Genomic DNA, 21,574 nt, shown 5'->3' with positions numbered 1-21,574 from the left:
AAAGGGGGCACGGCAAGGAGGACTCGTGAACCGTGGAACCCTGGCGGTGTTCGCCGTCGCGCTCTGCTGCGCCTTCCACGCGCCCCCGGCGGGCGCGGCGCCGTTCGGCCCCGACGTGGTGCCGTCGCGCACGGCGGTCACGTTCCGCGCCGCGGCGGGCGGCGGCTGGAGCACCGCGAACGAACACGAGTCCCGGGCGGCCCTGTCACTGGTCAAGCTGTATCTCGCGGACTATGCCCTGCGGCACGGCGACGGTGCGCCGAGCGACCGGGAGCTGGCCGAGCGGATGATCCGCTACTCCGACGACGGCGCCGCGACCGCGACAGAGGCCAAGTATCCGCGGGCGATCGAAGCCATCGCGGCCGAATACCATCTGGCCGATACACACCCGTACGGCGAATGGGGCATGGCCGCGACGAGCACCGCCGACGTCGCCGAATTCTTGATCACCAAATTGCGCAACGATCGCAACTCGCCGATCTTCGAATGGATGGCGGCGGCCGGCGCCACGGCCGCCGATGGCACCGAACAGGATTGGGGCACCGCCCGCTGGCCGCTCGTGCAGGGCACCAAGTGGGGTTGGTCCGATCTCGGCCCGCCGGACGTCGCTTCCGCTTCGTACGGCACGGGTTTCGTGGTGGTCGCGCACACGCACGGCACCGCCGCCGAGCAGACCCTCGATCTCATGGCCGCGATGCCGCTGGCCACGGTGGGCATGCTCGTCCCGAGTTAGTCTGCACCACAACAGGTTCGCGTCCGCACCCGGATCACGGTACGCGGAACGACACCACCACGTGATCGCGGGCGAACTGCCGGATCGCGGCGTCGTCGTGCAGCGGGATGACCGTCTGGGGTGTCAGCGCCAGCGACAGCGCGGTGCGCGCGATCATCTCCGCCAGCGGTTCGGGATCGTATTCGGGCAGCTTGCCCTCGCGCTGTAGCCGAGTGATGAACTCGGCCAGGTAATCCCGGCCGAGTTCGATGATCGGCGCGCCCTTGACGGTCAGAAAGGGCAGGACCAGCTCGGGTTCCGTGGCCAGCAGCCGATGCACGAGCTGGTTGTCCCGCAGGCCCGTGATGAACGCGGCGAAGAGCTCGACGATCTGTTCCTGCGCGGACGCGTCCCGATCGACCTGTTGCTGCAACGCCGCGTCGACCTGTTCGACGAATTCCCGGGTCTGCCGCAACCCGACCGCCTCGATCAGGTCCGACTTGCTGGCGAAGCGCCGGTACAGCGTGGCGAGCGAGAGGCCGCAGCGCCGCGCCACCTCGACCATGCTGGTGCGCTTGATGCCGAAGTCCAGAAAGGCCAGCAGCGCGGCGTCGAGCACGCGCGTTTGGTTGCGGTCCTCCGGACCCGCGCTCCGAATCCGCGGCAGGAGTTTGGTCAACTTCGCCATTCCCCCACCCTAGCCCCGTCGATGAAACGATGATGCATAAAGCATCGCAGCGAAGCAATCGTAGCCGCGGCACCGTTGACACCCCGCCGAGGCAATGAGAAGGTGAGATAAGAATCTTCTCATCGTACGCAGGCGCTCCGCGTCGGCGGACACAGAAAGACGAGGTCGACGATGACCGCACCGCTACGCGCCGCCGAGCCCGAGCCGGACGAGGCCCACCCCTTCGAACCACTCACGCCCGAAACGGTCCAGCCGTACCTGGACGGCGTCGCGGCCTTTCTCGGCGGCACCGCCAACGTGATCATGCAGCTGAGCCTGCGCCCGGTCGGTCGCGGCGTGCTGGAGAGCACGGTGGACAGCGGCAAAGTGACCCTGCATCCGGTGAAGCGGCTGCGCACCACGCTCACCTATATCGCCGTCGCGACGATGGGCTCCGACGAGGAACGCGCGGCCTACCGCGAGGCGGTCAATCAGTCGCATCGGCCGGTTCGGTCCAGCGCCCAGAGCCCGGTGAAGTACAACGCTTTCGATCCGAAGTTGCAGCTCTGGGTGGCGGGCACGATCTATTGGGGCCTCGACGACCTCTACACGAGGATGCACGGCCCGCTCGCGCCGTCGGAGGCCGAAGCGCTCTATCAGTACTGCGCCCGGCTCGGCACGACGCTGCAGATGCGACCCGAGATGTGGCCCGCCGACCGAGCGACCTTCCTCGCGTGGTGGGCGGAGAACCTGGTGCAGTACCGGATCGAACCCGCGCTGCGCGCCTACTTCGACGACCTCATCGACCTCCGGATGATGCCGCTGCCGGTGCGATTCACCTTCGCACGGCTGCAGCGCTTCGTCGTGGCCGGACTGCTGCCCCAGCACGTGCGCGACGAGATGCGGATGACGTGGACCGAGCGCGATCAACGCCGATTCGACCAGCTGCTACGGGGTATCTCCCTGGTGCACAACCGGTTGCCGAAACAGGCGCGACTATTTCCGTTGAACGCCTACCTGTTCGATCTGCGCAGGCGGATGCGCCTCGGAAAGCCACTGGTGTAGGGACTTTCGGAAAAGGGACACCAGCGGATCGGTGGGCAGGACAGAAGTCCTGCCCACCGGCATTTCACGACTTACGCACCAAGGCACGGAAGAAGAAGGTGAGATTGGCCGGGCGCTCGGCCAGCCGGCGGGTCAAATAGCCGTACCACTGACTGCCGTACGGGACATAGACCCGAACGGCCGTACCCGCGGCGGCCAGCCTGCGCTGCTCCGCGTCGCGCACTCCGTACAGCATCTGGTGCTCGAATCGATCTGGGCCGCGGTTGGTTTCGCGGACGAGCTGCTCGGCGGCGACGATCGGCACCGGATCGTGCGTGGCGACCATCGGGTAGCCCGCGCCCCGCATCAGCACCTCGAGGCAGCGCAGGTAGGAGTCGGTCACCTCGGGTGCACGCTGGAAGGCAACCTCGGCGGGTTCGCGATATGCGCCTTTGCACAGGCGGATACGCGAATCCGGACCCGACAGCGACCGGCAGTCCGTCTCGGCACGATGCAGGTAGGCCTGCAAAACCGCGCCGAGCCAAGGAAATTCCGCACGCAGCTCGGACACGGTCGCCAAGGTGTCCGCGGTGGTGGTGTGGTCCTCGGCGTCGACGGTGACCCAGACCTCGGCCCGCGCGGCCGCGGCACACAGGGCCCGCAGGTTCGCGGTGGCCACCGCGGGACCGTCGTCCGGCAGGGCCTGGCCGAGCGCGGACAACTTCACCGAGACCTCGACCGGCGGTGCCGTGATCCCGGGCAGCGCCGGTCGTTTCAGCGCGGACAGCTCCGCGATCAACGAAAGATACTCGGCCACCGTGGCATCGGCCTGCGCCCGGTCGGTGGTGTTCTCCCCCAGAAAGTCCACGCTGACCATCCGGCCGCTGCCGAGCAGCGCCCGCGCCACCTCGATGAGCTCGGCCCTGGTCTCTCCTGCGACGAACCGCCGGACGATGCCCGCGGTCACCGGCAGCCCGGTGACCGCGCGCCGCAACCGCGACGATTCTGCCGCCGCAAGGATGACCGGCCGCAGCGGATTCACGCCGGGTCCGAGTCCATATGCGGATAGCGGTATCCGGTGGGCGGCACGAAGGTCTCCTTGATCGTGCGCGGCGCCACCCAGCGCAGCAGATTCAGCGGCGAGCCCGCCTTGTCGTCGGTGCCCGAAGCCCGCGCACCGCCGAAGGGCTGCTGCCCGACCACCGCACCCGTCGGCTTGTCGTTGATGTAGAAATTGCCCGCCGCGAAACGCAGTGCCGCACCGGCCTGTTCGATCGCCTGGCGGTCCTGGGCGAACACCGCGCCGGTCAGCGCGTAGGGCGCGGCCGATTCGGCCTCGGCCAGGATCGCCGCGAACGCACCGGGTTCGGCATCGTCGTAGACGTGCACCGACAGGATCGGGCCGAAATACTCGGTGGCGAAGGACTCGTCGCGCGGGTCGTCGGCCAGCAACACCGTCGGGCGGACGAACCAGCCTTCGCTGTCGTCCCAGGCGCCGCCGACCGGGATGGTCAACCCCGCCGCCCTGGCCCGCTCGATCGCCGCGACATTCTTATCGAACGCGCGCCGATCGATCAGCGCGCCACCGAAATTGGACAGATCGGCGACGTCCCCGTAGGTCAGCTCGTCGGTCTGCTGCAGGAAGTCGTCGCCCATCGCCTGCCAGACCGAGCGCGGGACATAGGCGCGCGACGCCGCGGAACACTTCTGCCCCTGGTATTCGTAGGCACCGCGAATCAGCGCTGCCCGCAACGCGTCCGGGTCCGCCGAGGGATGCGCCACGACGAAGTCCTTGCCGCCGGTCTCGCCGACCAGTCGTGGGTATCCGTGGTAGCGGCCGAGATTCGCCCCGACCTGCTGCCAGAGGTGCTGAAAGGTCTTGGTGGAGCCGGTGAAGTGGATGCCGGCGAGCCGCGGGTCGGCCAGCGCCACCTCGGACAGGTCCCGGCCGTCGCCGGTCACCATATTGATCACCCCGGGCGGCAGGCCCGCCGCCTCCAGCAGCCGCATCGTGTAGAACGCCGACAAGGTCTGGGTCGGCGAGGGCTTCCACACCACCGTGTTGCCCATCAGCGCGGGTGCGGTGGGCAGGTTGCCCGCGATCGCGGTGAAATTGAACGGGGTGATCGCGTAGACGAACCCTTCCAGCGGCCGGTAGTCCAGCCGGTTCCACACCCCGGGACTCGACTCCGGCTGCTGGGTCATGATCTGGCGCGCGAACGCCACGTTGAACCGCCAGAAGTCCACCAGCTCGCACGGCGCGTCGATCTCGGCCTGCTGCGCCGATTTCGATTGCCCGAGCATGGTCGCGGCGGCCACCGTCTCCCGCCACGGACCGGCGAGCAGATCGGCAGCACGCAGGAAGATCGCCGCGCGCTCGTCGAACGGCAATGCCCGCCAGTCCGGCGCGGCCGCGGTCGCGGCGTCGATCGCGCCGTGCGCCTCGGATCGTGTGGTGTCGGTGTAGGTCCCCAGCACATGCCGGTGCCGATGCGGCGCGACGATCTCGTGTCGCGCGCCGCTGCCGGGCCGGTACTTGCCGCCGATCACCAGCGGCACCTCGGCGGTGTCGGCGGCGATCTCGGCCAACTTTGCGACCAGCAGCTCGCGCTCGCGGCTGCCGGGTGCGTACGAGTGCACCGGCTCGTTGGCAGGAATAGGGACAACCGTGACAGCGTCCATAGTTCAGGCTAGCGCCGTCCCGGCTCGCCGACGGCGCTTGCGGCGCGCACCCGGCTGCGTGTCGGCTAGGCCCTGCTCGAAGCCCGGCCGGATGCTGGACCGTGGAGGCGCTGGATGGGACTTCGAGACAGGGCCTAGCTCAGTCGCTCGACGGCGGCGGCGATGCGCGCGTCGGTGGCGGTGAGCGCGATGCGGACGTGCTCCGCACCGGCCGGCCCGTAGAAATCACCGGGCGCGGCCAGAATGCCGCGGTCGGCCAGCCAGTCCAGCGTCGTCCGGCATGCTTCGCCCCGAGTGGACCACAGGTACAGACCCGCTTCCGAGTGGTCGACTCGGAAACCGCCCGCTTCCAACGCTTTCCGAAGCACATCGCGGCGGGCACGGTAGCGCTCCCGCTGCTGTGCCTCGTGCGTGTCGTCACCGAGCGCCGCGGTCATCGCGCTCTGGATCGGGTACGGCACCATCAGGCCGGAATGCTTGCGCACCTCGAGCAGCTCGGCGACCAGCGCGGGATCGCCCGCGACGAAACCGGCCCGGTAGCTGGCCAGGTTCGAGGTCTTCGACAGCGAATGCACGGCAAGCAGATTCGTGTGGTCGCCCCCGGAAACCTCGGGGTCGAGGATGGAGACCGCGCGGCCTTCCCAGGTGAGACCGAGATAGCACTCGTCCGAGGCGACGATCACGTCACGCTCGCGGGCGAATTCGACGACCTTGCGCAGGTGCTCGACGCCGAGCACGCGGCCCGTCGGGTTGGACGGGGAATTCACGTAGAGCAGCGCGGGCGTGCGCGGACCGAGCTGGGTGAGCCCGTCGGCACGCACGATCTGCGCGCCGGCCAGCAACGCGCCGACCTCGTAGGTCGGGTACGCGACCTCGGGAATGACGACCAGGTCCGCCGCGCCGAGGCCGAGCAGCCGGGGCAGCCCGGCGATCAGCTCCTTGGTGCCGATCACCGGCAGTACGGCGGCCGCGTCCAGCCCGGTGATCCCGAACCGCCGCTTCAGCGCGTCCACCACGGCCGCGCGCAGTTCCGGCGTGCCGTGCGTGGCGGGGTAACCGGGCACCGCCGACGCCGCGTTCAACGCGGTGCGGATCAGCGGATCGACCGGGTCGACCGGCGTGCCGACCGACAGGTCGACGATGCCACCGGGATGCGCCGCGGCCTTCGCCTTCGCCGAAGCGATGGTGTCCCAGGGAAAATCGGGAAGCAGGCTGCTGACCCGGGTACGCGTGCTCACAGCAGAGCTACTCGCTCGCCATCGGCGGGAGTTCCTTGATGAACGGCGGGTCGTAATCGACCTTGCCGACCTTGGTGGCGCCGCCCGGCGAACCGAGCTCGTCGAAGAAGTCGACGTTGGCGTTCACGTATCCGCTCCACTGGTCCGGAGTGTCGTCTTCGTAGAAGATCGCCTCCACCGGGCACACCGGTTCACATGCACCACAGTCCACGCATTCGTCGGGATGGATGTACAGCATGCGACCACCCTCGTAGATGCAGTCCACGGGGCATTCCTCGATGCATGCCTTGTCCTTCACGTCAACGCACGGTTCAGCGATGATGTACGGCACTGCCGTTCTCCTAGTCTGTCCTCACCTTGCGGGGATAGTCCGCCCAGCGAAACACTATCCGGACACCCCACGCTACTCCGGGTCAGCCTTGCCTAACTTCTGATGTTCCGCACGCCACTGCTGGTGCGCGAATCCACCCGCCGGACCGGGCCGCTGGCGAACCGTCCCACGTGGGAGCGGGTCCGTTCCCCCTCGGATCAGGCCGATCCGCCGGGTTGCGGCGGATCGGCGACGATCCGACTTCGATCGCCACACCGGGTCTCGGCATATCGCCGGTGGGCGCCGTCAGCAACAGCCTACGCCGAGCCCACCGACAACGGCAGGGCCGAAACCTTGTGCTGCGGAACGCCGTACGTGGTGGTCCGCTCGCGGGCCGGACGGCCGATCCCGGAGGCGATGTCGACCAGCTCCGCGACGGTCTTGGCCGAACCGTGCTGCGAGCCCGCCATCCGGGAGATCGTCTCCTCCATCAGCGTGCCGCCGAGGTCATTGGCGCCGCTGTTGAGCATGACCCGGGTTCCGGTGGTGCCGAGCTTCACCCAGCTGGTCTGGATGTTGTCGATCCGGCCGTGCAGCATGATCCGGGCCAGCGCGTGCGCGGCGCGATTGTCCCGGTTCGTCGGCCCGGGCCTGGCCGCGCCGGCCAGGTACAGCGGGGCGCTCTGATGCACGAACGGCAGCAGCACGAATTCGGTGAAACCGCCTGTCTCGTCCTGGATTCCGCGCAGCACCCGCAGATGCCCGACCCAGTGCTTCGGGTTGTCCACGTGCCCGTACATCATCGTCGAACTGGAGCGCAGCCCGATCTGATGCGCGGTGGTGATCACCTCGATCCACGCCGAGGTGGGCAGCTTGCCCTTGGTGAGCACCCAGCGCACCTCGTCGTCGAGGATCTCGGCGGCCGTGCCCGGAATGGTGTCCAGGCCCGCCTCCTTCAGCGCGACCAGCCAGTCCCGGATGCTCTGCCCGCCGCGCGACGCGCCGTTCACGATCTCCATCGGGCTGAAGGCGTGCACATGCATCGAGGGCACCCGCTGCTTCACCGCGCGCACGATGTCGGCGTAGCCGGTGACCGGCAGGTCGGGATCGATACCGCCCTGCATGCACACCTCGGTCGCACCGTCGACGTGCGCCTCCCAGGCCCGGTCGGCGACCTCGTCCATGCTCAGCGTGAACGCGTCCGCGTCGCCCTTGCGCTGGGCGAACGCGCAGAACCGGCAACCGGTGTAGCAGATGTTGGTGAAGTTGATGTTCCGGTTCACCACGTAGGTGACGTCGTCGCCGACCGCGGCCCGGCGCAGCTCATCGGCCAACGCCGCGACGGCCTCCAGGTTCGCGCCGTCGGCCGTGGCCAAGGCCAGGTAGTCGGCGTCGCTGAGCCCGGCCGGATCGTGCTCGGCGGCGCGCAACGCGGCGAGCACGTCGGAGTCGAGCCGTTCCGGTGCCGCGACGGCCAGGTCGCGCGCCTGTTCGCGGATGGTGTCCCAGTCGCCGAACGCGCCGACCACGTCCTGGCCGAGCGCCGAATCACTGCGGCTCTCGGTGTTGCGGCCCTCGGTATCGATCGAGGTGTTGAGATCCACCCGGCCCGCGGACTCCCAGGACTGGTCCGGCTCCTGCCAGGGCAGGCCGACCGGCATCGCGTCCGGGTTCGCCAGGCCCGTCTCCGGATCGCTCAGCGCCGCGACGTGCACGCCGATCCGCGGATCGATCCACGGGCTGCCCGCGCGCACGTACTTCGGGTGCGCGGAGGTCCGCTCGACCAGCTGGTATCCGGCCGCTTCGGTGATCTCGCGCAGCGTGTCCAGGTTCGGCCAGGGCCGCTCCGGATTCACGTGATCGACCGTGACCGGCGAGACGCCGCCCCAGTCGTCGATGCCCGCGTCGATCAGCGCGAGACAGTCCTCGAGCGACACCAGGTTCGGCGGCGCCTGCACCGGCACATCCGGGCCGAGCAGCAGCCTGGTCACCGCGATGGTGGCGAGGAACTCGTCGATGCCCGCGTCCGGCACGTCGCGCATCGCGGTGTCGTCCTTGGCCCGGAAGTTCTGGATGATGACTTCCTGGATATGCCCGAAAGCCTTGTGCTGCTTGCGGATCGCCATGATCGACTCGGCCCGCTCCAGCAGCGATTCACCGATGCCGACCAGGATGCCCGTGGTGTAGGGCACCGAGAGCCGGCCGGCGTCGGTGATGGCGCGCAGCCGGACCGCCGGATCCTTGTCCGGGCTGCCGTAGTGGCAGTTGCCTTTCTCGGTGAACAGGCGGGTCGAGGTGGTCTCGAGCATCATGCCCATCGACTGCGCGACCGGCTTGAGCCGGGAGATCTCCTCCCACGACATCACGCCCGGGTTCAGGTGCGGCAGCAGGCCGGTTTCCTCGAGCACCATGATCGAGACGGCGCGCAGATAGTCCAGCGTCGAGTCGTAGCCACGCTCGTCGAGCCACTGCGCGGCCTCCGGCCAGCGGTCCTCGGGGCGGTCGCCCAGCGTGAAGAGCGCTTCCTTGCAGCCGAGCGCGGCGCCGCGGCGCGCGATGTCGAGCACCTCGTCGGGCTCGAGGAACATGCCCTTGCCCTCGGCGCGCAGCTTGCCCGGGACGGTGACGAAGGTGCAGTAGTGACACTTGTCCCGGCACAGCTTGGTCAGCGGGATGAAGACGTTGCGCGAGTAGCTGATCGTCTTCGGCCGTCCCGCCGATTCCAGCCCGGCGTCGCGCACCCGAGCCGCGCTCTCGCTCAGATCCTTCAGGTCGTCGCCGGTGGCGTGCAGCAGCACCGCGGCCTCGTCCACGTTCAGCGTGACGCCGTCGCGCGCCCGGCGCAGCGCGCGCCGCATGGCCGACGGGGAGGGCGGCGGAGTGGGGATGCTCGGGTTCGGCAGTTCCGTCACGGCTTGGCCTCGCTGACGCTCGAGGCGACCGCGGCGGGTCGTGCGGTGCCTATGGTTCCTTCGCTACGCTCAGTCACGGTTTCGATCATGCGCTAACCATCCGGACCTGTCTCCTTCCGAAGCCGTTGAGCGAAGACAACCCCGCCCCGCATCACAGTATTCCGGCGTCCGGACCCGCTGCCGGTCACCGACAAGTTCCTGTCACGGGGGCGGCAACGGCTGTGCCACGCGGCAATTCCGCTCCGGTAGCACGCCGATCCGGCCTCCGGCATGGAACCATGGCACCCATGTCGTTGCCGCGCACGATCATGGCCGATCCGGCCTGGCGTCCCAGTCCCAAGGCGAAACTGCTGTGGACCGTTCAGGCCGTGCTCGCCTGGGTGGTGCCGTTCGCGGCGCAACTGGTGTGGGCGGTGCTCGACTCCGCCCATCGCGGCTGGCAACTCGTGGTGTTCCTGGTGACGCTCGCGCTCGCCGTGCTGAACATCGTGGTGGTGCCGTGGTGGCGGTACGCGGTACACCGCTGGGAGGTCACCGACGAGGCGGTGTACACCCGGGTCGGGTGGTTGAGCCAGGAGAGCCGGGTCGCGCCGATCTCCCGGGTGCAGACCGTCGACACCGAACGCGGCCCGCTCGAGCGCCTGCTCGGCCTGGCCACGGTCACCGTGACCACCGCGTCGTCGGCGGGCGCGGTACAGATCTCCGCGCTCGATCTCCCGGTCGCCGAGGAGACGGTGACCCGGCTGACCCGGATCGCCGCGCAGCACCGCGGAGACGCGACATGACCGATGTCGCGGCCGTCCCACCGGAGACGGATCAGCCGTGGTCCCGGCTCGACAAGCGAATGTTGCTGGTGCACCCCGTCACCGAGGTGGTGAAGTTCATCCCGGTGCTGATCGGTTCGGTGATCCTCGGCACCAGCAGCGGCAACCATGTGTGGAGCGTCATTCCGCTGGCGGCGATCGTCGGATTCGCACTCACCCGCTGGTTCACCACCACCTACCGGGTCGGGCCGACCCATGTCGAACTGCGCACCGGACTGATCCAGCGCAAGAAGCTGTCGGTGCCGCGCTCGCGGATCCGCTCGGTGGATATCGAAGCCGACCTCTTGCATCGGCTGCTCGGCCTCGCCGTGCTGGCCATCGGTACCGGACAGCAGGCGGATTCGGGCGAGAAGTTCAAACTCGACGCGCTCGACGCTCGCCTGGTCCCCGACCTGCGCGCCGCGCTGCTGGCGCACACCGCCGCGGGCGGCCCGGCCGGTGACCTGTCGTATCACGATGCGGGACAACAGCTTTCCGCCGACGGACCGCTCACCGACGCGCAGGACGCACGGCCCGCGCAGGAGATCGCGCACTGGCAGCCGCAGTGGGTCCGGTACGCGCCGCTGTCGTTGACCGGTTTCGCGATCATCGCCCCGATCGTCGGCATCGCGTTCCAGTACGGCATCGGGCAGCTGCTGGTCCGTTCGGACACGGTGCAGCGGGTCGAGAACGGCGGCGCGGTAGTGCTCGCCCTCGGTGTGTTCGTGTTGATCGTGCTGGTGGTGGCCGTGGTCAGCCTCGCGGCCTGTGCCCGGTACCTGACCACGTATTTCGGCCTGAAAGTGCTCGACGACGGGCGCACCCTGCACCTGCGGCACGGCCTGTTCACCACCCGCCAGATCACCCTGGACCTGGCCCGCTTCCGCGGCGCGACGGTGAACGAGCCGCTGCTGCTGCGCCTGTCCGGCGCCGCCGAACTCGAAGCGATCATGGTCGGCGAGAACCCGCGGCAGAAGATCCTGCCGCAGGCGCCGCGTTCGGCGATCGAACACACCCTCGGACACCTGCTCGCCCCGGACACCTTCTCGGACAAGCCGATCGGCCCCTCGGTCGCCGGCGGCGCCCCGGATCCGGGCAGTGCGCCGCTGCGTGCGCACGGACCGGTCGCGCGGCGCAGGCGATACACCCGCACGCTCGGGCCCGTCGCCGTGCTCGCGCTGGTCATGGCGGCCGTGGCGCTGACCGGCGCACAGTTCTCGCCGTGGTGGTGGCTGGTGCCGGTGCTGCTGGCCCTGGTCGCCGTCCCGCTCGCACAGGACCGCTATCGCGGCCTCGGCCACACCGTGCTGCCCGAAACCGCAACCAGCCCAACCTGGTTGATCACCCGCTCCGGCTCATTGGACCGGGACCGCGATTGCCTGGAGGCGCCGGGCGTGATCGGCTGGACCGTGCGCCAGAGCTTCTTCCAGCGGCGCAGCGGCGTCGCCACCGTGGTGGCCGCCACCGCGGCGGGCAAGAAGCGCTATCGCGTCATCGATATCCCGATCGAGCAAGCCTGGCCGTTGATCGAGGCCGTGACGCCGGGCCAACTCGGCTGACCGGGTCACCGCTTGGCGAACAGCCCCGAATTGACGCGGAGGTAGACCAAGACCAGCGGCGGCACCAAACCGCAGAACAGCAGCAGCACGGTGCGCCAATCGCTGGCCAGCATGATGTCACCGCCCGGACCGGTGCTCGCGCAGACGAGGAACCCGAAAGTCCAAGCGCCCAATGGTAAGAACATCGCCGCGGTCCGGGTGGACACCGACCGCGCGCCGAGCACGAGCAAGACGTTCACCAACCCGGCCAGCAACCCGGTCACCGGGAAGGCGGTCGTGCCCAGATACGCGGGCAGGTACAGCACCTCCAGCGCGAGCGTGATGAAGGCGTCCAGCACCAGGACGACGAGGATGATCGGGACCAGCGGTAGCGCGGCGGCACCGCTCGATTCGGTCGCGGATGCCACGGCAGCGTGGTCGTCGACGGCGGGCCTCACGGCACCGGCGGGAAGCCGAGCAGGGTCAGCAGATGGCTCTGCATCTCCACGAACCCGTGCAGCACGGACAGATACAGCTCGTGTTGCGCGGGCCAGTTCGGCCGCATGCTTTCGACGAACGCGACGATCGCGTCCTGGACCGACCAGTTGTACATGGCAGCGAGTCTATTCCGGCGGCCCGGCGGGCGGGACCGGCATGATCACTTCTCGCCGTCCATCGGGATGTTGGCGACCACCGGGAACTCACCGGTGTATCCCATCCGCTCCTGCGCGATGGACAGCACCCGCTTGCGCGCCACGAACCAGCCGACGATCAGCATCGGGACGATGATCACCAGCGAGGCCACGGTCCAGGTGCCCACCGGATAGTCGAAACCGGTCAGCACCACCACGAAGAACAGGAACACCAGCGTGAGCAGTCCGGTGTAGGGCGCGCCGAACATCCGGAACGACGGCCGTTCCACCTTGCCCTGTTTGGACCAGCGCCACAGCTGCAACTGGCACAACACGATGGTGGCCCAGGAGGCGACGATGCCGAGCGAGGCCATGTTCAGCACGATCTCGAATGCCCGGTCCGGCACCACACCGTTGAGCGCGATGCCGACGAGGGCGATCAGACTGGTCAACAGGATGCCGCCGTAGGGCACGCCGTTGCGGCCCATCACACCGGTGAACTTGGGCGCGCTGCCGTTCATCGACATGGACCGCAGAATGCGCCCGGTCGAGTACAGACCGGCATTGAGACTGGAGAACGCGGCGGTGAGCACCACGAGGTTCATCACGCTGCCGATACCCGGCACGCCGAGCATGGTGAAGAAGGTGACGAACGGGCTCTCCTTCGCGGTGTAGGCCGTGTACGGGAGCAACAGGCCGAGCAGCACCAGCGAACCGACGTAGAAGATCGCGATCCGCGCGATCACCGAGTTGATCGCGCGCGGCATGATCTTGGCCGGGTTCTCCGTCTCGCCCGCCGCCGTGCCGACCAATTCGACCGCGGCGTAGGCGAATACGACGCCGGAAACCACGACCACCAGCGGCAGGACGCCGGTGGGGAACAGGCCGCCGCTGTCGGCGATCACGCTCGGTCCGGTCGGGTGGCCCTGCACGGTGAACCGCCCGATCAGGAAGATCGTGCCGACGATCAGGAACGCGCTCAGCGCGAAAACCTTCACCAGCGCGGCCCAGAACTCCATCTCGCCGAACCACTTCACCGAGATCAGGTTGATGCTGAGCACCACGACCAGCGCGATGAGCGCGAGCAACCACTGCGGAATGCTGCTGAAGCTGGACCAGTAGTGGAAGTACTGCGCGATCGCGGTGGTATCGGCGATGCCGGTCATCGACCAGTTGAGGAAGTACATCCAGCCCGCCACGAATGCGGCCTTCTCGCCGAAGAACTCGCGCGCGTAGGAGACGAACGAGCCGGACGAGGGCCGGTGCAGCACGAGTTCACCGAGCGCGCGCAGGATGAGGAACGCGAAGAATCCGCAGACGCCGTAGACGAGGAACAGTCCCGGTCCGGCGTTGGCCAGCCTGCCGCCCGCGCCGAGGAACAGACCGGTGCCGATCGCGCCGCCGATCGCGATCATCTGCAACTGCCGCGGCTTGAGACTCTTGTGATAGCCGTCGTCTTCGATGCTGAGGTGCGCCCTGTCACCGACCGCTGTCATGAACCGCTTCGCCCTCCACATCGATGATTGAGATCACGGGAACGGTACCCGGCGTACGAGATCGAGGTAACAGCAACCCTCAGGCTATAGATAGCCGCAGCTCAGTGGCGGTTCCGGAACGATTCGGAGATTCCGGTCGAATCCGGCACGAGATACGGCGACGGCCGGTGGCCATCGACGGAAATTCAGTGATCGAGCCCGGCGAAGAGATCATGTTCGCGGCCATCCGAACCAACCGGTCCCCGCCGGCCGCGCACCAGGACGTAGCACTCCTCCGGCAGTACCGGCTGAGCAACATTGTTCGACAGCGCGAACTCCCGCCCCGAGGGCGCCACCGTGACCTGCGTGGCATGAGCGCGCAGCGCGGCGCGTTTGGCGGCGAGCGCGTCCGACACGTCGATCGTGGTCGTCACGGTATGGCTCGGCACCGCGGCCAGTTCTCCCTCGGCGGGCAGTCGCCAACCCGCGGGCAAGCGGCCCGGCAGTCCGTCCACGGTGCGTTTGGCCAGGGCGGCGGTGTGCTGGCGCAGCATGTCGGCGTCGGTGACGGTCCAGTAGAACTTCGGTGTGTCCCAGCCGCGATCGGCGGCCGCGTGCACCGCGGCGGTGGTGATCTGGTGTGCGCGAATGTGATCCGGATGGCCGTAGCCGCCGTTCGGGTCGTAGCCGACGACCACCTGCGGCCGCAGTTCCAGCAGCACCTCGGTCAGCGTATCCACCGCCTCGGCGCCCGACTGCACGAACACGCGCGGCTTCTGCGCCGCGGGCGTGCCCGCCATCCCGGAATCCCGCCAGTGGCCCGCACCGCCGAGGAACCGCGGCGGCCCGGCATCGAGCGCGGCCAGCGCCCGGCTCAGCTCGAGCACGCGATAGCCGCCGAGTTGATCGGCATGCTCGGCGGTGAGCTGGGCCCACTCGTCCCCGATCACCTCGCCCTCCTCGCCGAGCGTGCAGGTCACGACGGTGACCGGGACGCCGCGACGGCGATAGTGCGCGATCGTGCCGCCGGTGGTGATGGTCTCGTCGTCCGGATGCGCGTGCACCAGCAGCAGACCCCCCGTCACTGGATCTTCCGCCACTGTCCGGCGTCGCCGAAGATGCCGACCTGGATGCTGCCGTTGAGCGAGGCGCCGTCCACCCGCGGACCCGCCGCGGCCACCACGTTGTCCTGGACGATGGGCAGCACAGTGGCCAGTGCCCACAACTTCGGCTCGGCCTCGGCGAGCACCCGGCCCGGATCCATCCCGCGCAGCGCCTCGTCGATCGGCCCCTGCAGGCTCGGATCGCAGATACCGGAAAGGTTGGCGGGTGCCCGGCGTTCCGGCGCGGTGGCCGACGGGGTGGTGCCGCCGGCGGCGGCTTCCGGTGGCGGGCAACCATATCGGGACGCGAGCACGGTGGCCGGATCGCCGCCCGCGCTCTCCCAGCCGACGATCGCGTCGGTGCTTCCCTCCACCAGCTCGCGCCCGTAGAGCTCGTCGGCCGCGATGGCGCGCACCGTGGCATCGATTCCGGCACTGCGCAATTGGTCCGCGGCGGTGTTGGCCACCGCGATCGCGGTGAGGTCGCCCTCTACCGCACCGATCCGAATGGTCAGCGACTTACCGTTTTTCGCGATCGGCCGCGGCGTCGGCGCGGGCGAGGTCGGCGAATTGACCGGCGGCGGTTCCGGCGCGCGGCCGTAGCCCGCCTCGGCCAGCAGCGCGAACGCCTCCTCGGCGGGCAGGCGCGGCGGTTCGGTCGGACCGTAGCCCGGGTCGGAGGGCGAAAGTATCTGCGCGCGAATCGGATCCACCCAGCCGCCGGTCTGCGCGCCGACCGTGGCCAGCAGCGCGGGATCGAGCAGCGCGAGCACGGCGCGGCGGACCCGGATATCGCTCACCGGGCCGGTTCGTCCGTTGAGCGCCAACTGCAGCACGCGCGACTGCGGCATGATCGCGGTGCGCACCGACGGGATGGCGGCCAGCTGCGCCCGGGTCGCAACACCCCCGTGCACCAGGCTCATCTGAGCGTCGTTGGTGCGCAACGATTCCGCCAGCTGCGCGGGGGTTCCGCCGCGGCGCAGCAAGATCTCGTCCGGTGCCACCGGGGTGCCCCAGAAACGCGCGTTGCGTTCCAGCAGGATCTCTTCGCGCTGCGGATCGATGTTCTTGATCAGGAACTGCGCGCCGGACACCCGGATGCGCTTGACCCAGCCGTCCTGGAAACCGCCGGGCGAGTCCTTCATCAGATGCGAGGGCAGCAGATTGGTGAACAGCTGCCGCCAGGCCGGATACGGCTCCCGCATCCGCACGGTCACCGATTTGCCGCCGTCGGCCGAGTCGATATCCGAGATCAGCCGGTAGCCCGCGGAATCCACCACGCCGGGCTGGGAAATCATCTGCTGCCAGAGGAATTGGAAATCCTCGGCGGCGATCGGCGCGCCGTCGGACCAGTTCGCCTCGTTGCGCAGCGTGTAGGTGATCGTGAACGGATCCTGCGCGGTGACGTCGGCGGTGGCGATGAGCGACGTGTCGGGCACCCAGTCGGTGACACCCGGCGCGACCGGGCTCGGCACCGGACGGAACGGGCTGGGCAGCACCATCGAGGCCAGCGCCGCGGTGGCGGGCGACTGATCCGAACGCAGGTGCGGGTTGAAACCGATGCCGATGGTGTCGATCGCGACGACCACGGTGCTCTTACCCGGTTTGGCGGGCGTGGTCTTGGGGCTGTCGGTGCTCTCGATCGGCGGCGGCGGGTTCGCGGTACACCCGGCGAACACCGTCAGCGACGCCGTGATGACCAGCAGCATCACGCGCCACGCCGTACTGCGGTGCCGCCGCGGGCTCACGCTGCGCACGCTACCGCGCCGAGCCGCTTCGCACCTTTTTCTACGCCCGCTTTCACGCCTGCGGACTCTACCGCACCGGTCCAGCGGAATCCCGGCAACGCCGACCCGGCCGGATAGCGACAATGCGCGCATAAGATCTACGATCACTCGTGGTAATTGCCCGAGCGGCACACCGGGGCAAACATTCGGCATTCGCATTACTCGGCCGCGACTTCGGTTCGGGCCGTCCGATATTCGCTACCGCGGACGAGCCCGGACGATCTGTTCGGCGGCGGCAGCCACATGTGCCGGGCCGGTCGTCACCCCCGCGTCAGGCCAGGAAGCCACCGTCACCACGCCGGGTCCGCCGCCGCGACGCATCCTCCCCTGCCACGAAAACCACCACGGTCGGGCAATTCCCGGAACACGGACGCGGCGCCGCCCGAATAAGCAACTCCCGCATATAGAACTGGACAACATTCACCCGGTTCATTCACCCGGGAGGCACCGGTTGCTACGGAATATCCGCGCAGCGAAAGGCTGCGTGGACAACGCCCACTCAATTGATCCGATCGGCTGCGCAGAATTTCCGGAGAATTCAACTCGGCCGACCACCGCCGGAAATCCCGCGACGGTATTCGGGCGCGGGATTCCGGCGGCCGCAGGCGTGCCGCGGCGGCCGGAATCCCGTTGCCCGGGAAACGATTACAGCGCGGCGCGGTCCCGCGCCTTGCGGCGGGACAGGTCACGGGCGCGCTCGGTCGCGCCGAGCACCACCTTGCGCACCCGGACCACCTCGGGGGTGACCTCGACGCACTCGTCGCCGGCGCAGAACTCCATCGCGCCTTCCAGATCGAGCTGCAGCGGCTTGGCCAGGGTCTCCATCACGTCGGCGGTGGAGCTACGCATATTGGTCAGCTTCTTCTCGCGGGTGACGTTGATGTCCAGGTCCTCGGCGCGCGGGTTGATGCCGACGACCATGCCCTCGTAGGTGTCCGCGCCCGGCTCGACGAAGAACTGCCCGCGGTCGGCGAGCTGGATCATCGCGAACGGGGTGACGGTGCCCGCGCGGTCGGAGACCAGCGAGCCGGTGTGCCGGGCCCGGATCTCGCCCGCCCAGGGCGCGTAGCCGTGCGAGACCGCGTTGGCGATGCCGGTGCCGCGGGTCTCGGTGAGGAAGTCGGTGCGGAAACCGATCAGACCACGCGAGGGAACGATGAATTCCATCCGCACCCAGCCCGCGCTGTGGTTGGTCATCTGGACCATCTTGCCCTTGCGGGCGGCGAGCAGCTGGGTGATCGCGCCGAGGTACTCGTCGGGGCAGTCGATGGTGAGCTCCTCGTAGGGCTCGTGCACCTTGCCGTCGACCTGCTTGGTGACCACCTGCGGCTTGCCGACGGTCAGCTCGAAGCCCTCGCGGCGCATCTGCTCGACCAGGATGGCCAGCGCCAGCTCACCACGGCCCTGCACCTCCCAGGCATCCGGGCGGCCGATGTCGAGCACGCGCAGCGACACGTTGCCGACCAGTTCCTGGTCCAGGCGCGACTTCACCATGCGCGCGGTGAGCTTGTGCCCCTGCACCCGGCCGACCAGCGGCGAGGTGTTGGTGCCGATGGTCACCGAGATGGCCGGCTCGTCGACCGTGATCCGCGGCAGCGCGACGGGATTCTCCAGGTCGGCGAGGGTATCGCCGATCATGATCTCCGGGATGCCCGCGATGGCGACGATATCGCCCGCCACGGCGAGTTCGCCGGGCTGGCGCTCGACGCCGATGGTCTGCAGCAGCTCGGTGATCTTCACCTGCTTGACGCCGTCGGCGTGCATCCACGCGACGTTCTGTCCCTTGCGCAGCTCGCCGCTGTAGATCCGGACCAGCGCGAGGCGGCCGAGGAACGCGGAGGCGTCCAGGTTGGTGACGTGCGCCTGCAGCGGCGCGGCCGGATCGCCCTTGGGCGCCGGGATGTTCTCCATCAGCACGTCGAACAGCGCGTCGAGGTTCTCCGCGTCAGGCGCGTTGCCGTTCTCCGGACGCTCCTTCGACGCCTTGCCCTCTCGGCCGGAGGCGTAGAGCACCGGCAGGTCCAGGGCCAGTTCGGCGGCCTCGGCGGCGGCGTCGTCCAGGTCGGAGGCCAGGTCGAGCAGCAGGTCGTGGCTCTCCTCGACGACCTCTTCGATCCGCGCGTCCGGGCGGTCGGTCTTGTTGACGACCAGGATCACCGGCAGCGACGCGGCGAGCGCCTTGCGCAGCACGAACCGGGTCTGCGGCAGCGGGCCCTCGGAGGCGTCGACCAGCAGCACGACACCGTCGACCATGGACAGGCCACGCTCGACCTCGCCGCCGAAGTCGGCGTGCCCGGGGGTGTCGATGACGTTGATCACGGTGACCGAGCCGTCCGGGTGGTGCCGGTGCACCGCGGTGTTCTTGGCGAGAATGGTGATGCCCTTCTCGCGTTCCAGGTCACCGGAGTCCATCACGCGGTCGACGAGTTCGGCTCGCTCGGCGAACGCGCCGGATTGCCGGAGCATCGCGTCGACCAGCGTCGTCTTACCGTGGTCGACGTGGGCCACGATGGCGACGTTGCGAAAATCGCGCGCAGACGACACGCTGAATCCTCCTGCTGTTAGGTGTAGGTACCGGCCGACCCCCTGCAAACAGGTGGAGAATCGAAACTCACCGGGCATTGCGGCCGTCTATACAGTACCTGTGTCCGGCTCACCGCAGAGTTTCAGGCACTCGACTTAGGGTATGCTAACCGGCGTGGGCAAGGTCAAAGCAAAGCAGGTTTCGCGCCTGAAACCCAAGAAGAAGTGCTGTCGCAAGAAGACGCGCTGCCTGAAATGCCCTGTGGTCATTATGCGGATGAAGAAGTGCGAAGCCGCAGGCATCTGCGGTAAAGACCTGAAAAAGGCGCTGAAGGTGGCACGCGCCGCCTGACCCTGACCGGGGTTCGGCCGCCTCGCCCACCGCGTCGCACCCGGTCTGTCCGGCAATGACGGACATCACTTCGCGCACAGGAGTAGAACCGGGTTATGAGCAAGCCATTGCTGACCGAGACCGAACTCGCCGAGGCCCTGACCGGACTCCCCGAATGGTCCAGAGACGGTGCCGTCATCAGCCGTACCGTGCAAGCGCCCAGCTTCCTCGCGGGCATCGAACTCGTCCGGCAGGTCGCGACGGCGGCCGAGGACGCCAACCATCATCCCGATATCGACATCCGCTGGCGCAAAGTGACCTTCGCGCTGTCCACCCACGATTCCGGCGGGCTCACCGTGCTGGACATCGAGCTCGCACGCGAGATCGATCGGCTGGCGGGCGAACTCGGCTGAGACCGCGGGCGCGCGCCGTGGCTACGCGGCGCGCGCCTGGCCTTCGGCCGTCGTCACCGCCGGCGCCTGCTTCGTCCGGCCGCGCCCCGTCCAGATGACCCAGCCGAACAACACCAACGCGCCGAACACATTCACCGTGCCGAGCCAGGCCAGCACGGCCGGGCGGGGAATGGTCCAGATCGAATCCTGGAAGAACGACAGCACCCACGGCACGCCGGTGAGCGTGGTCACCAGCCAGTAGCCCGCGATGAGCTTGGCGCCCCGGACCTCCCGCAGCGGCCCGTACAGCAGCCACAGCACCGTCGGCACCAGCCAGACCCAGTGGTGCGACCAGGAAATCGGCGAGACGAGCAGCCCGAAGAACTGCACGAGCACCAGCGTGCCCATCCGGTCGTCCGGCGCGAGCGCCCGCCACGCCAGGAACGCCAGCACCGCGACGACCAGCACCCCCGCCAGCCACCACGGCCCGGATTGCACGTCGTAGCCGAGGATTCGGCTCATCGCGCCACGCAGCGACTGATTCCACACCGAGCCGACCGGCCCGATCCGATCGGCGTCGCCGAGCAGGGTGCCGAAGTAGCGCCGCGCCTCGTGTGGCGCGATCAGGAAACTGAGCCCGACCGTCGCCCCGAACACCAGCGCCGAGCAGACCACGCTGGCCCAGCGCCTGCGCGCGACGAAATAGAGGCCGCTGATCGCCGGGGTCAGCTTGATCCCGGCGACGATGCCGACCAGACCACCCGAGATCCACCAGCGCGAACTGCGCACCGCGAGCATCGCGCCGAGCACCAGGAACACGTTGACCTGGCCGTAGTCGATGGTGGTCCGCACCGGCTCCATCCACACCCCGACCGCGGTCCAGCCGACCACGCCGATCTGCCACTCGCGGGCGCGCTCCGCGCCGAGGATCAGCTCGATCGCGATGCGCACCACGCCGTAGAGCGCGGCGACGGTGGCCAGCAGCCAGCCCACCGAGACGACGCCGAAGGGCAGATAGTGCAGCGGGAAGAAGACAAGCGCGGCGAAGGGCGGATAGGTGAACGGCAGCGGGAAGTCCGGCGTCTTCTCCGCGTAGGTGAAGTCGTAGAGCCGATCGGTCAGCAGCGCGGCCGAACCGTCCACGTAGACGTGCAGGTCGACGACGTTGCTTCCGTTCTCGGTGAACAACATCCAGCACAGCCTGGCCAACACGGACAGGCCGAGCGCGAGCACGGCCCATCGAAGGTGACGGTTCAAATCGCAGGCTTTCGACTCGGGTGCGGTGCGTCGGCCCGACACTCGCACGATGCGGGTGTTCGGCGACAAGAACGGATGGCTCGGATTAGATTAACCGCAGCGTCGATCCGTGCTGCTCCGACCTCGAATCACTGATAACATTTACATCACCTTTCACACCAGTAACAT

The 21,574-nt window shown here is 68.5% G+C and carries 19 protein-coding genes; 6 read left to right on the top strand and 13 right to left on the bottom strand.

The annotated features are described in order from the left end of the window. Window positions 1-25 precede the first annotated feature (25 nt). Window positions 26-733, top strand: a complete 708-nt coding sequence (locus TY25_RS01440) for a hypothetical protein (protein WP_052382729.1) — start codon at window positions 26-28, stop codon at window positions 731-733. Between the two features lie 34 nt (window positions 734-767). Here TY25_RS01440 and TY25_RS01435 read toward each other — a convergent pair whose 3' ends face one another. Further along, on the bottom strand, window positions 768-1,400 hold the full coding sequence (locus TY25_RS01435) for a TetR/AcrR family transcriptional regulator (protein WP_014987973.1): 633 nt from the start codon (window positions 1,398-1,400) through the stop codon (window positions 768-770). Between the two features lie 171 nt (window positions 1,401-1,571). Between TY25_RS01435 and TY25_RS01430 the strand changes: the two genes are divergently transcribed. After that, window positions 1,572-2,444 carry an oxygenase MpaB family protein gene (locus TY25_RS01430; RefSeq protein WP_042253467.1) on the top strand — a complete coding sequence of 291 codons (873 nt, stop codon included), beginning with the start codon at window positions 1,572-1,574 and terminating at the stop codon, window positions 2,442-2,444. Between the two features lie 64 nt (window positions 2,445-2,508). Here the strand turns inward: TY25_RS01430 and TY25_RS01425 are convergent, their stop codons facing one another. The 5 genes from TY25_RS01425 to TY25_RS01405 form a co-directional block, all read right to left on the bottom strand. Next, window positions 2,509-3,465: a proline dehydrogenase family protein gene (locus tag TY25_RS01425; RefSeq protein WP_081868612.1), complete on the bottom strand. Its 957-nt coding sequence runs from the start codon at window positions 3,463-3,465 to the stop codon at window positions 2,509-2,511. Then, entirely contained in the window at window positions 3,462-5,105 is a 1,644-nt protein-coding gene (gene pruA / locus TY25_RS01420) for an L-glutamate gamma-semialdehyde dehydrogenase (RefSeq protein ID WP_042253464.1), read from the bottom strand. Before pruA ends, TY25_RS01425 begins: the two co-directional genes overlap by 4 nt. Window positions 5,106-5,239: 134 nt before the next feature. Then, a complete protein-coding gene (dapC, locus tag TY25_RS01415) occupies window positions 5,240-6,343 on the bottom strand; it encodes a succinyldiaminopimelate transaminase (RefSeq protein WP_042253462.1) in 1,104 nt (367 codons plus the stop codon). Window positions 6,344-6,350: 7 nt separating this feature from the next. Next, window positions 6,351-6,674 carry a ferredoxin gene (fdxA, locus tag TY25_RS01410; RefSeq protein WP_014987978.1) on the bottom strand — a complete coding sequence of 108 codons (324 nt, stop codon included), beginning with the start codon at window positions 6,672-6,674 and terminating at the stop codon, window positions 6,351-6,353. Window positions 6,675-6,970: 296 nt separating this feature from the next. Continuing rightward, complete coding sequence (locus TY25_RS01405; RefSeq protein ID WP_042253459.1) at window positions 6,971-9,565, bottom strand: bifunctional FO biosynthesis protein CofGH; 2,595 nt, start codon at window positions 9,563-9,565, stop codon at window positions 6,971-6,973. A 287-nt stretch (window positions 9,566-9,852) separates the two neighbouring features. Here TY25_RS01405 and TY25_RS01400 point away from each other — a divergent pair, with 287 nt between their 5' ends. Next, entirely contained in the window at window positions 9,853-10,350 is a 498-nt protein-coding gene (locus TY25_RS01400) for a PH domain-containing protein (protein WP_052280284.1), read from the top strand. Further along, on the top strand, window positions 10,347-11,927 hold the full coding sequence (locus TY25_RS01395) for a PH domain-containing protein (protein WP_042253457.1): 1,581 nt from the start codon (window positions 10,347-10,349) through the stop codon (window positions 11,925-11,927). The genes TY25_RS01400 and TY25_RS01395 overlap by 4 nt, the downstream gene beginning before the upstream one ends. A 5-nt stretch (window positions 11,928-11,932) precedes the next feature. On the opposite strand, the gene TY25_RS01390 is transcribed toward TY25_RS01395, so the two are convergent. From TY25_RS01390 to typA, 6 genes are all read right to left on the bottom strand, one after another. Next, window positions 11,933-12,334 carry a hypothetical protein gene (locus tag TY25_RS01390; protein WP_042253455.1) on the bottom strand — a complete coding sequence of 134 codons (402 nt, stop codon included), beginning with the start codon at window positions 12,332-12,334 and terminating at the stop codon, window positions 11,933-11,935. A gap of 26 nt (window positions 12,335-12,360) precedes the next feature. Further along, window positions 12,361-12,519: a hypothetical protein gene (locus TY25_RS43330; protein ID WP_162836692.1), complete on the bottom strand. Its 159-nt coding sequence runs from the start codon at window positions 12,517-12,519 to the stop codon at window positions 12,361-12,363. 45 nt (window positions 12,520-12,564) lie between these two features. Then, complete coding sequence (locus TY25_RS01385) at window positions 12,565-14,034, bottom strand: amino acid permease (RefSeq protein WP_014987984.1); 1,470 nt, start codon at window positions 14,032-14,034, stop codon at window positions 12,565-12,567. A gap of 185 nt (window positions 14,035-14,219) precedes the next feature. After that, on the bottom strand, window positions 14,220-15,098 hold the full coding sequence (gene mshB / locus TY25_RS01380; protein WP_226887181.1) for an N-acetyl-1-D-myo-inositol-2-amino-2-deoxy-alpha-D-glucopyranoside deacetylase: 879 nt from the start codon (window positions 15,096-15,098) through the stop codon (window positions 14,220-14,222). Next, entirely contained in the window at window positions 15,095-16,825 is a 1,731-nt protein-coding gene (locus tag TY25_RS01375) for an ABC transporter family substrate-binding protein (RefSeq protein ID WP_042253452.1), read from the bottom strand. Before TY25_RS01375 ends, mshB begins: the two co-directional genes overlap by 4 nt. Before the next feature lie 723 nt (window positions 16,826-17,548). Further along, window positions 17,549-19,447 (bottom strand): translational GTPase TypA, encoded by a 1,899-nt coding sequence (gene typA, locus TY25_RS01370; RefSeq protein WP_042253450.1) that lies wholly within the window; start codon window positions 19,445-19,447, stop codon window positions 17,549-17,551. A 154-nt stretch (window positions 19,448-19,601) separates the two neighbouring features. Here typA and TY25_RS43325 point away from each other — a divergent pair, with 154 nt between their 5' ends. After that, on the top strand, window positions 19,602-19,778 hold the full coding sequence (locus TY25_RS43325; protein WP_086006248.1) for a hypothetical protein: 177 nt from the start codon (window positions 19,602-19,604) through the stop codon (window positions 19,776-19,778). Between the two features lie 95 nt (window positions 19,779-19,873). Beyond that, window positions 19,874-20,170 (top strand): 4a-hydroxytetrahydrobiopterin dehydratase, encoded by a 297-nt coding sequence (locus TY25_RS01365; protein WP_042253447.1) that lies wholly within the window; start codon window positions 19,874-19,876, stop codon window positions 20,168-20,170. A 21-nt stretch (window positions 20,171-20,191) separates the two neighbouring features. On the opposite strand, the gene TY25_RS01360 is transcribed toward TY25_RS01365, so the two are convergent. Further along, a complete protein-coding gene (locus TY25_RS01360) occupies window positions 20,192-21,448 on the bottom strand; it encodes a mannosyltransferase (RefSeq protein WP_042253497.1) in 1,257 nt (418 codons plus the stop codon). Window positions 21,449-21,574 lie beyond the last annotated feature (126 nt).

It is taken from the genome of Nocardia brasiliensis NBRC 14402 (assembly GCF_000308475.2).
Taxonomy (GTDB): Bacteria; Actinomycetota; Actinomycetes; order Mycobacteriales; family Mycobacteriaceae; genus Nocardia; species Nocardia brasiliensis.
This window is presented reverse-complemented; position numbering and strand designations above follow the sequence as displayed.

What these genes read in the sequence shown, in the direction of transcription:
- TY25_RS01395 (WP_042253457.1), top strand. Translation starts at nt 10,347, where the DNA reads ATGACCGATGTCGCGGCCGTCCCACCGGAGACGGATCAGCCGTGGTCC.
- TY25_RS01400 (WP_052280284.1), top strand. Translation starts at nt 9,853, where the DNA reads ATGTCGTTGCCGCGCACGATCATGGCCGATCCGGCCTGGCGTCCCAGT.
- TY25_RS01385 (WP_014987984.1), bottom strand. Translation starts at nt 14,034, where the DNA reads ATGACAGCGGTCGGTGACAGGGCGCACCTCAGCATCGAAGACGACGGC.
- pruA (WP_042253464.1), bottom strand. Translation starts at nt 5,105, where the DNA reads ATGGACGCTGTCACGGTTGTCCCTATTCCTGCCAACGAGCCGGTGCAC.
- TY25_RS01365 (WP_042253447.1), top strand. Translation starts at nt 19,874, where the DNA reads ATGAGCAAGCCATTGCTGACCGAGACCGAACTCGCCGAGGCCCTGACC.
- TY25_RS01430 (WP_042253467.1), top strand. Translation starts at nt 1,572, where the DNA reads ATGACCGCACCGCTACGCGCCGCCGAGCCCGAGCCGGACGAGGCCCAC.
- TY25_RS01435 (WP_014987973.1), bottom strand. Translation starts at nt 1,400, where the DNA reads ATGGCGAAGTTGACCAAACTCCTGCCGCGGATTCGGAGCGCGGGTCCG.
- TY25_RS43330 (WP_162836692.1), bottom strand. Translation starts at nt 12,519, where the DNA reads ATGTACAACTGGTCGGTCCAGGACGCGATCGTCGCGTTCGTCGAAAGC.
- TY25_RS01375 (WP_042253452.1), bottom strand. Translation starts at nt 16,825, where the DNA reads ATGCTGCTGGTCATCACGGCGTCGCTGACGGTGTTCGCCGGGTGTACC.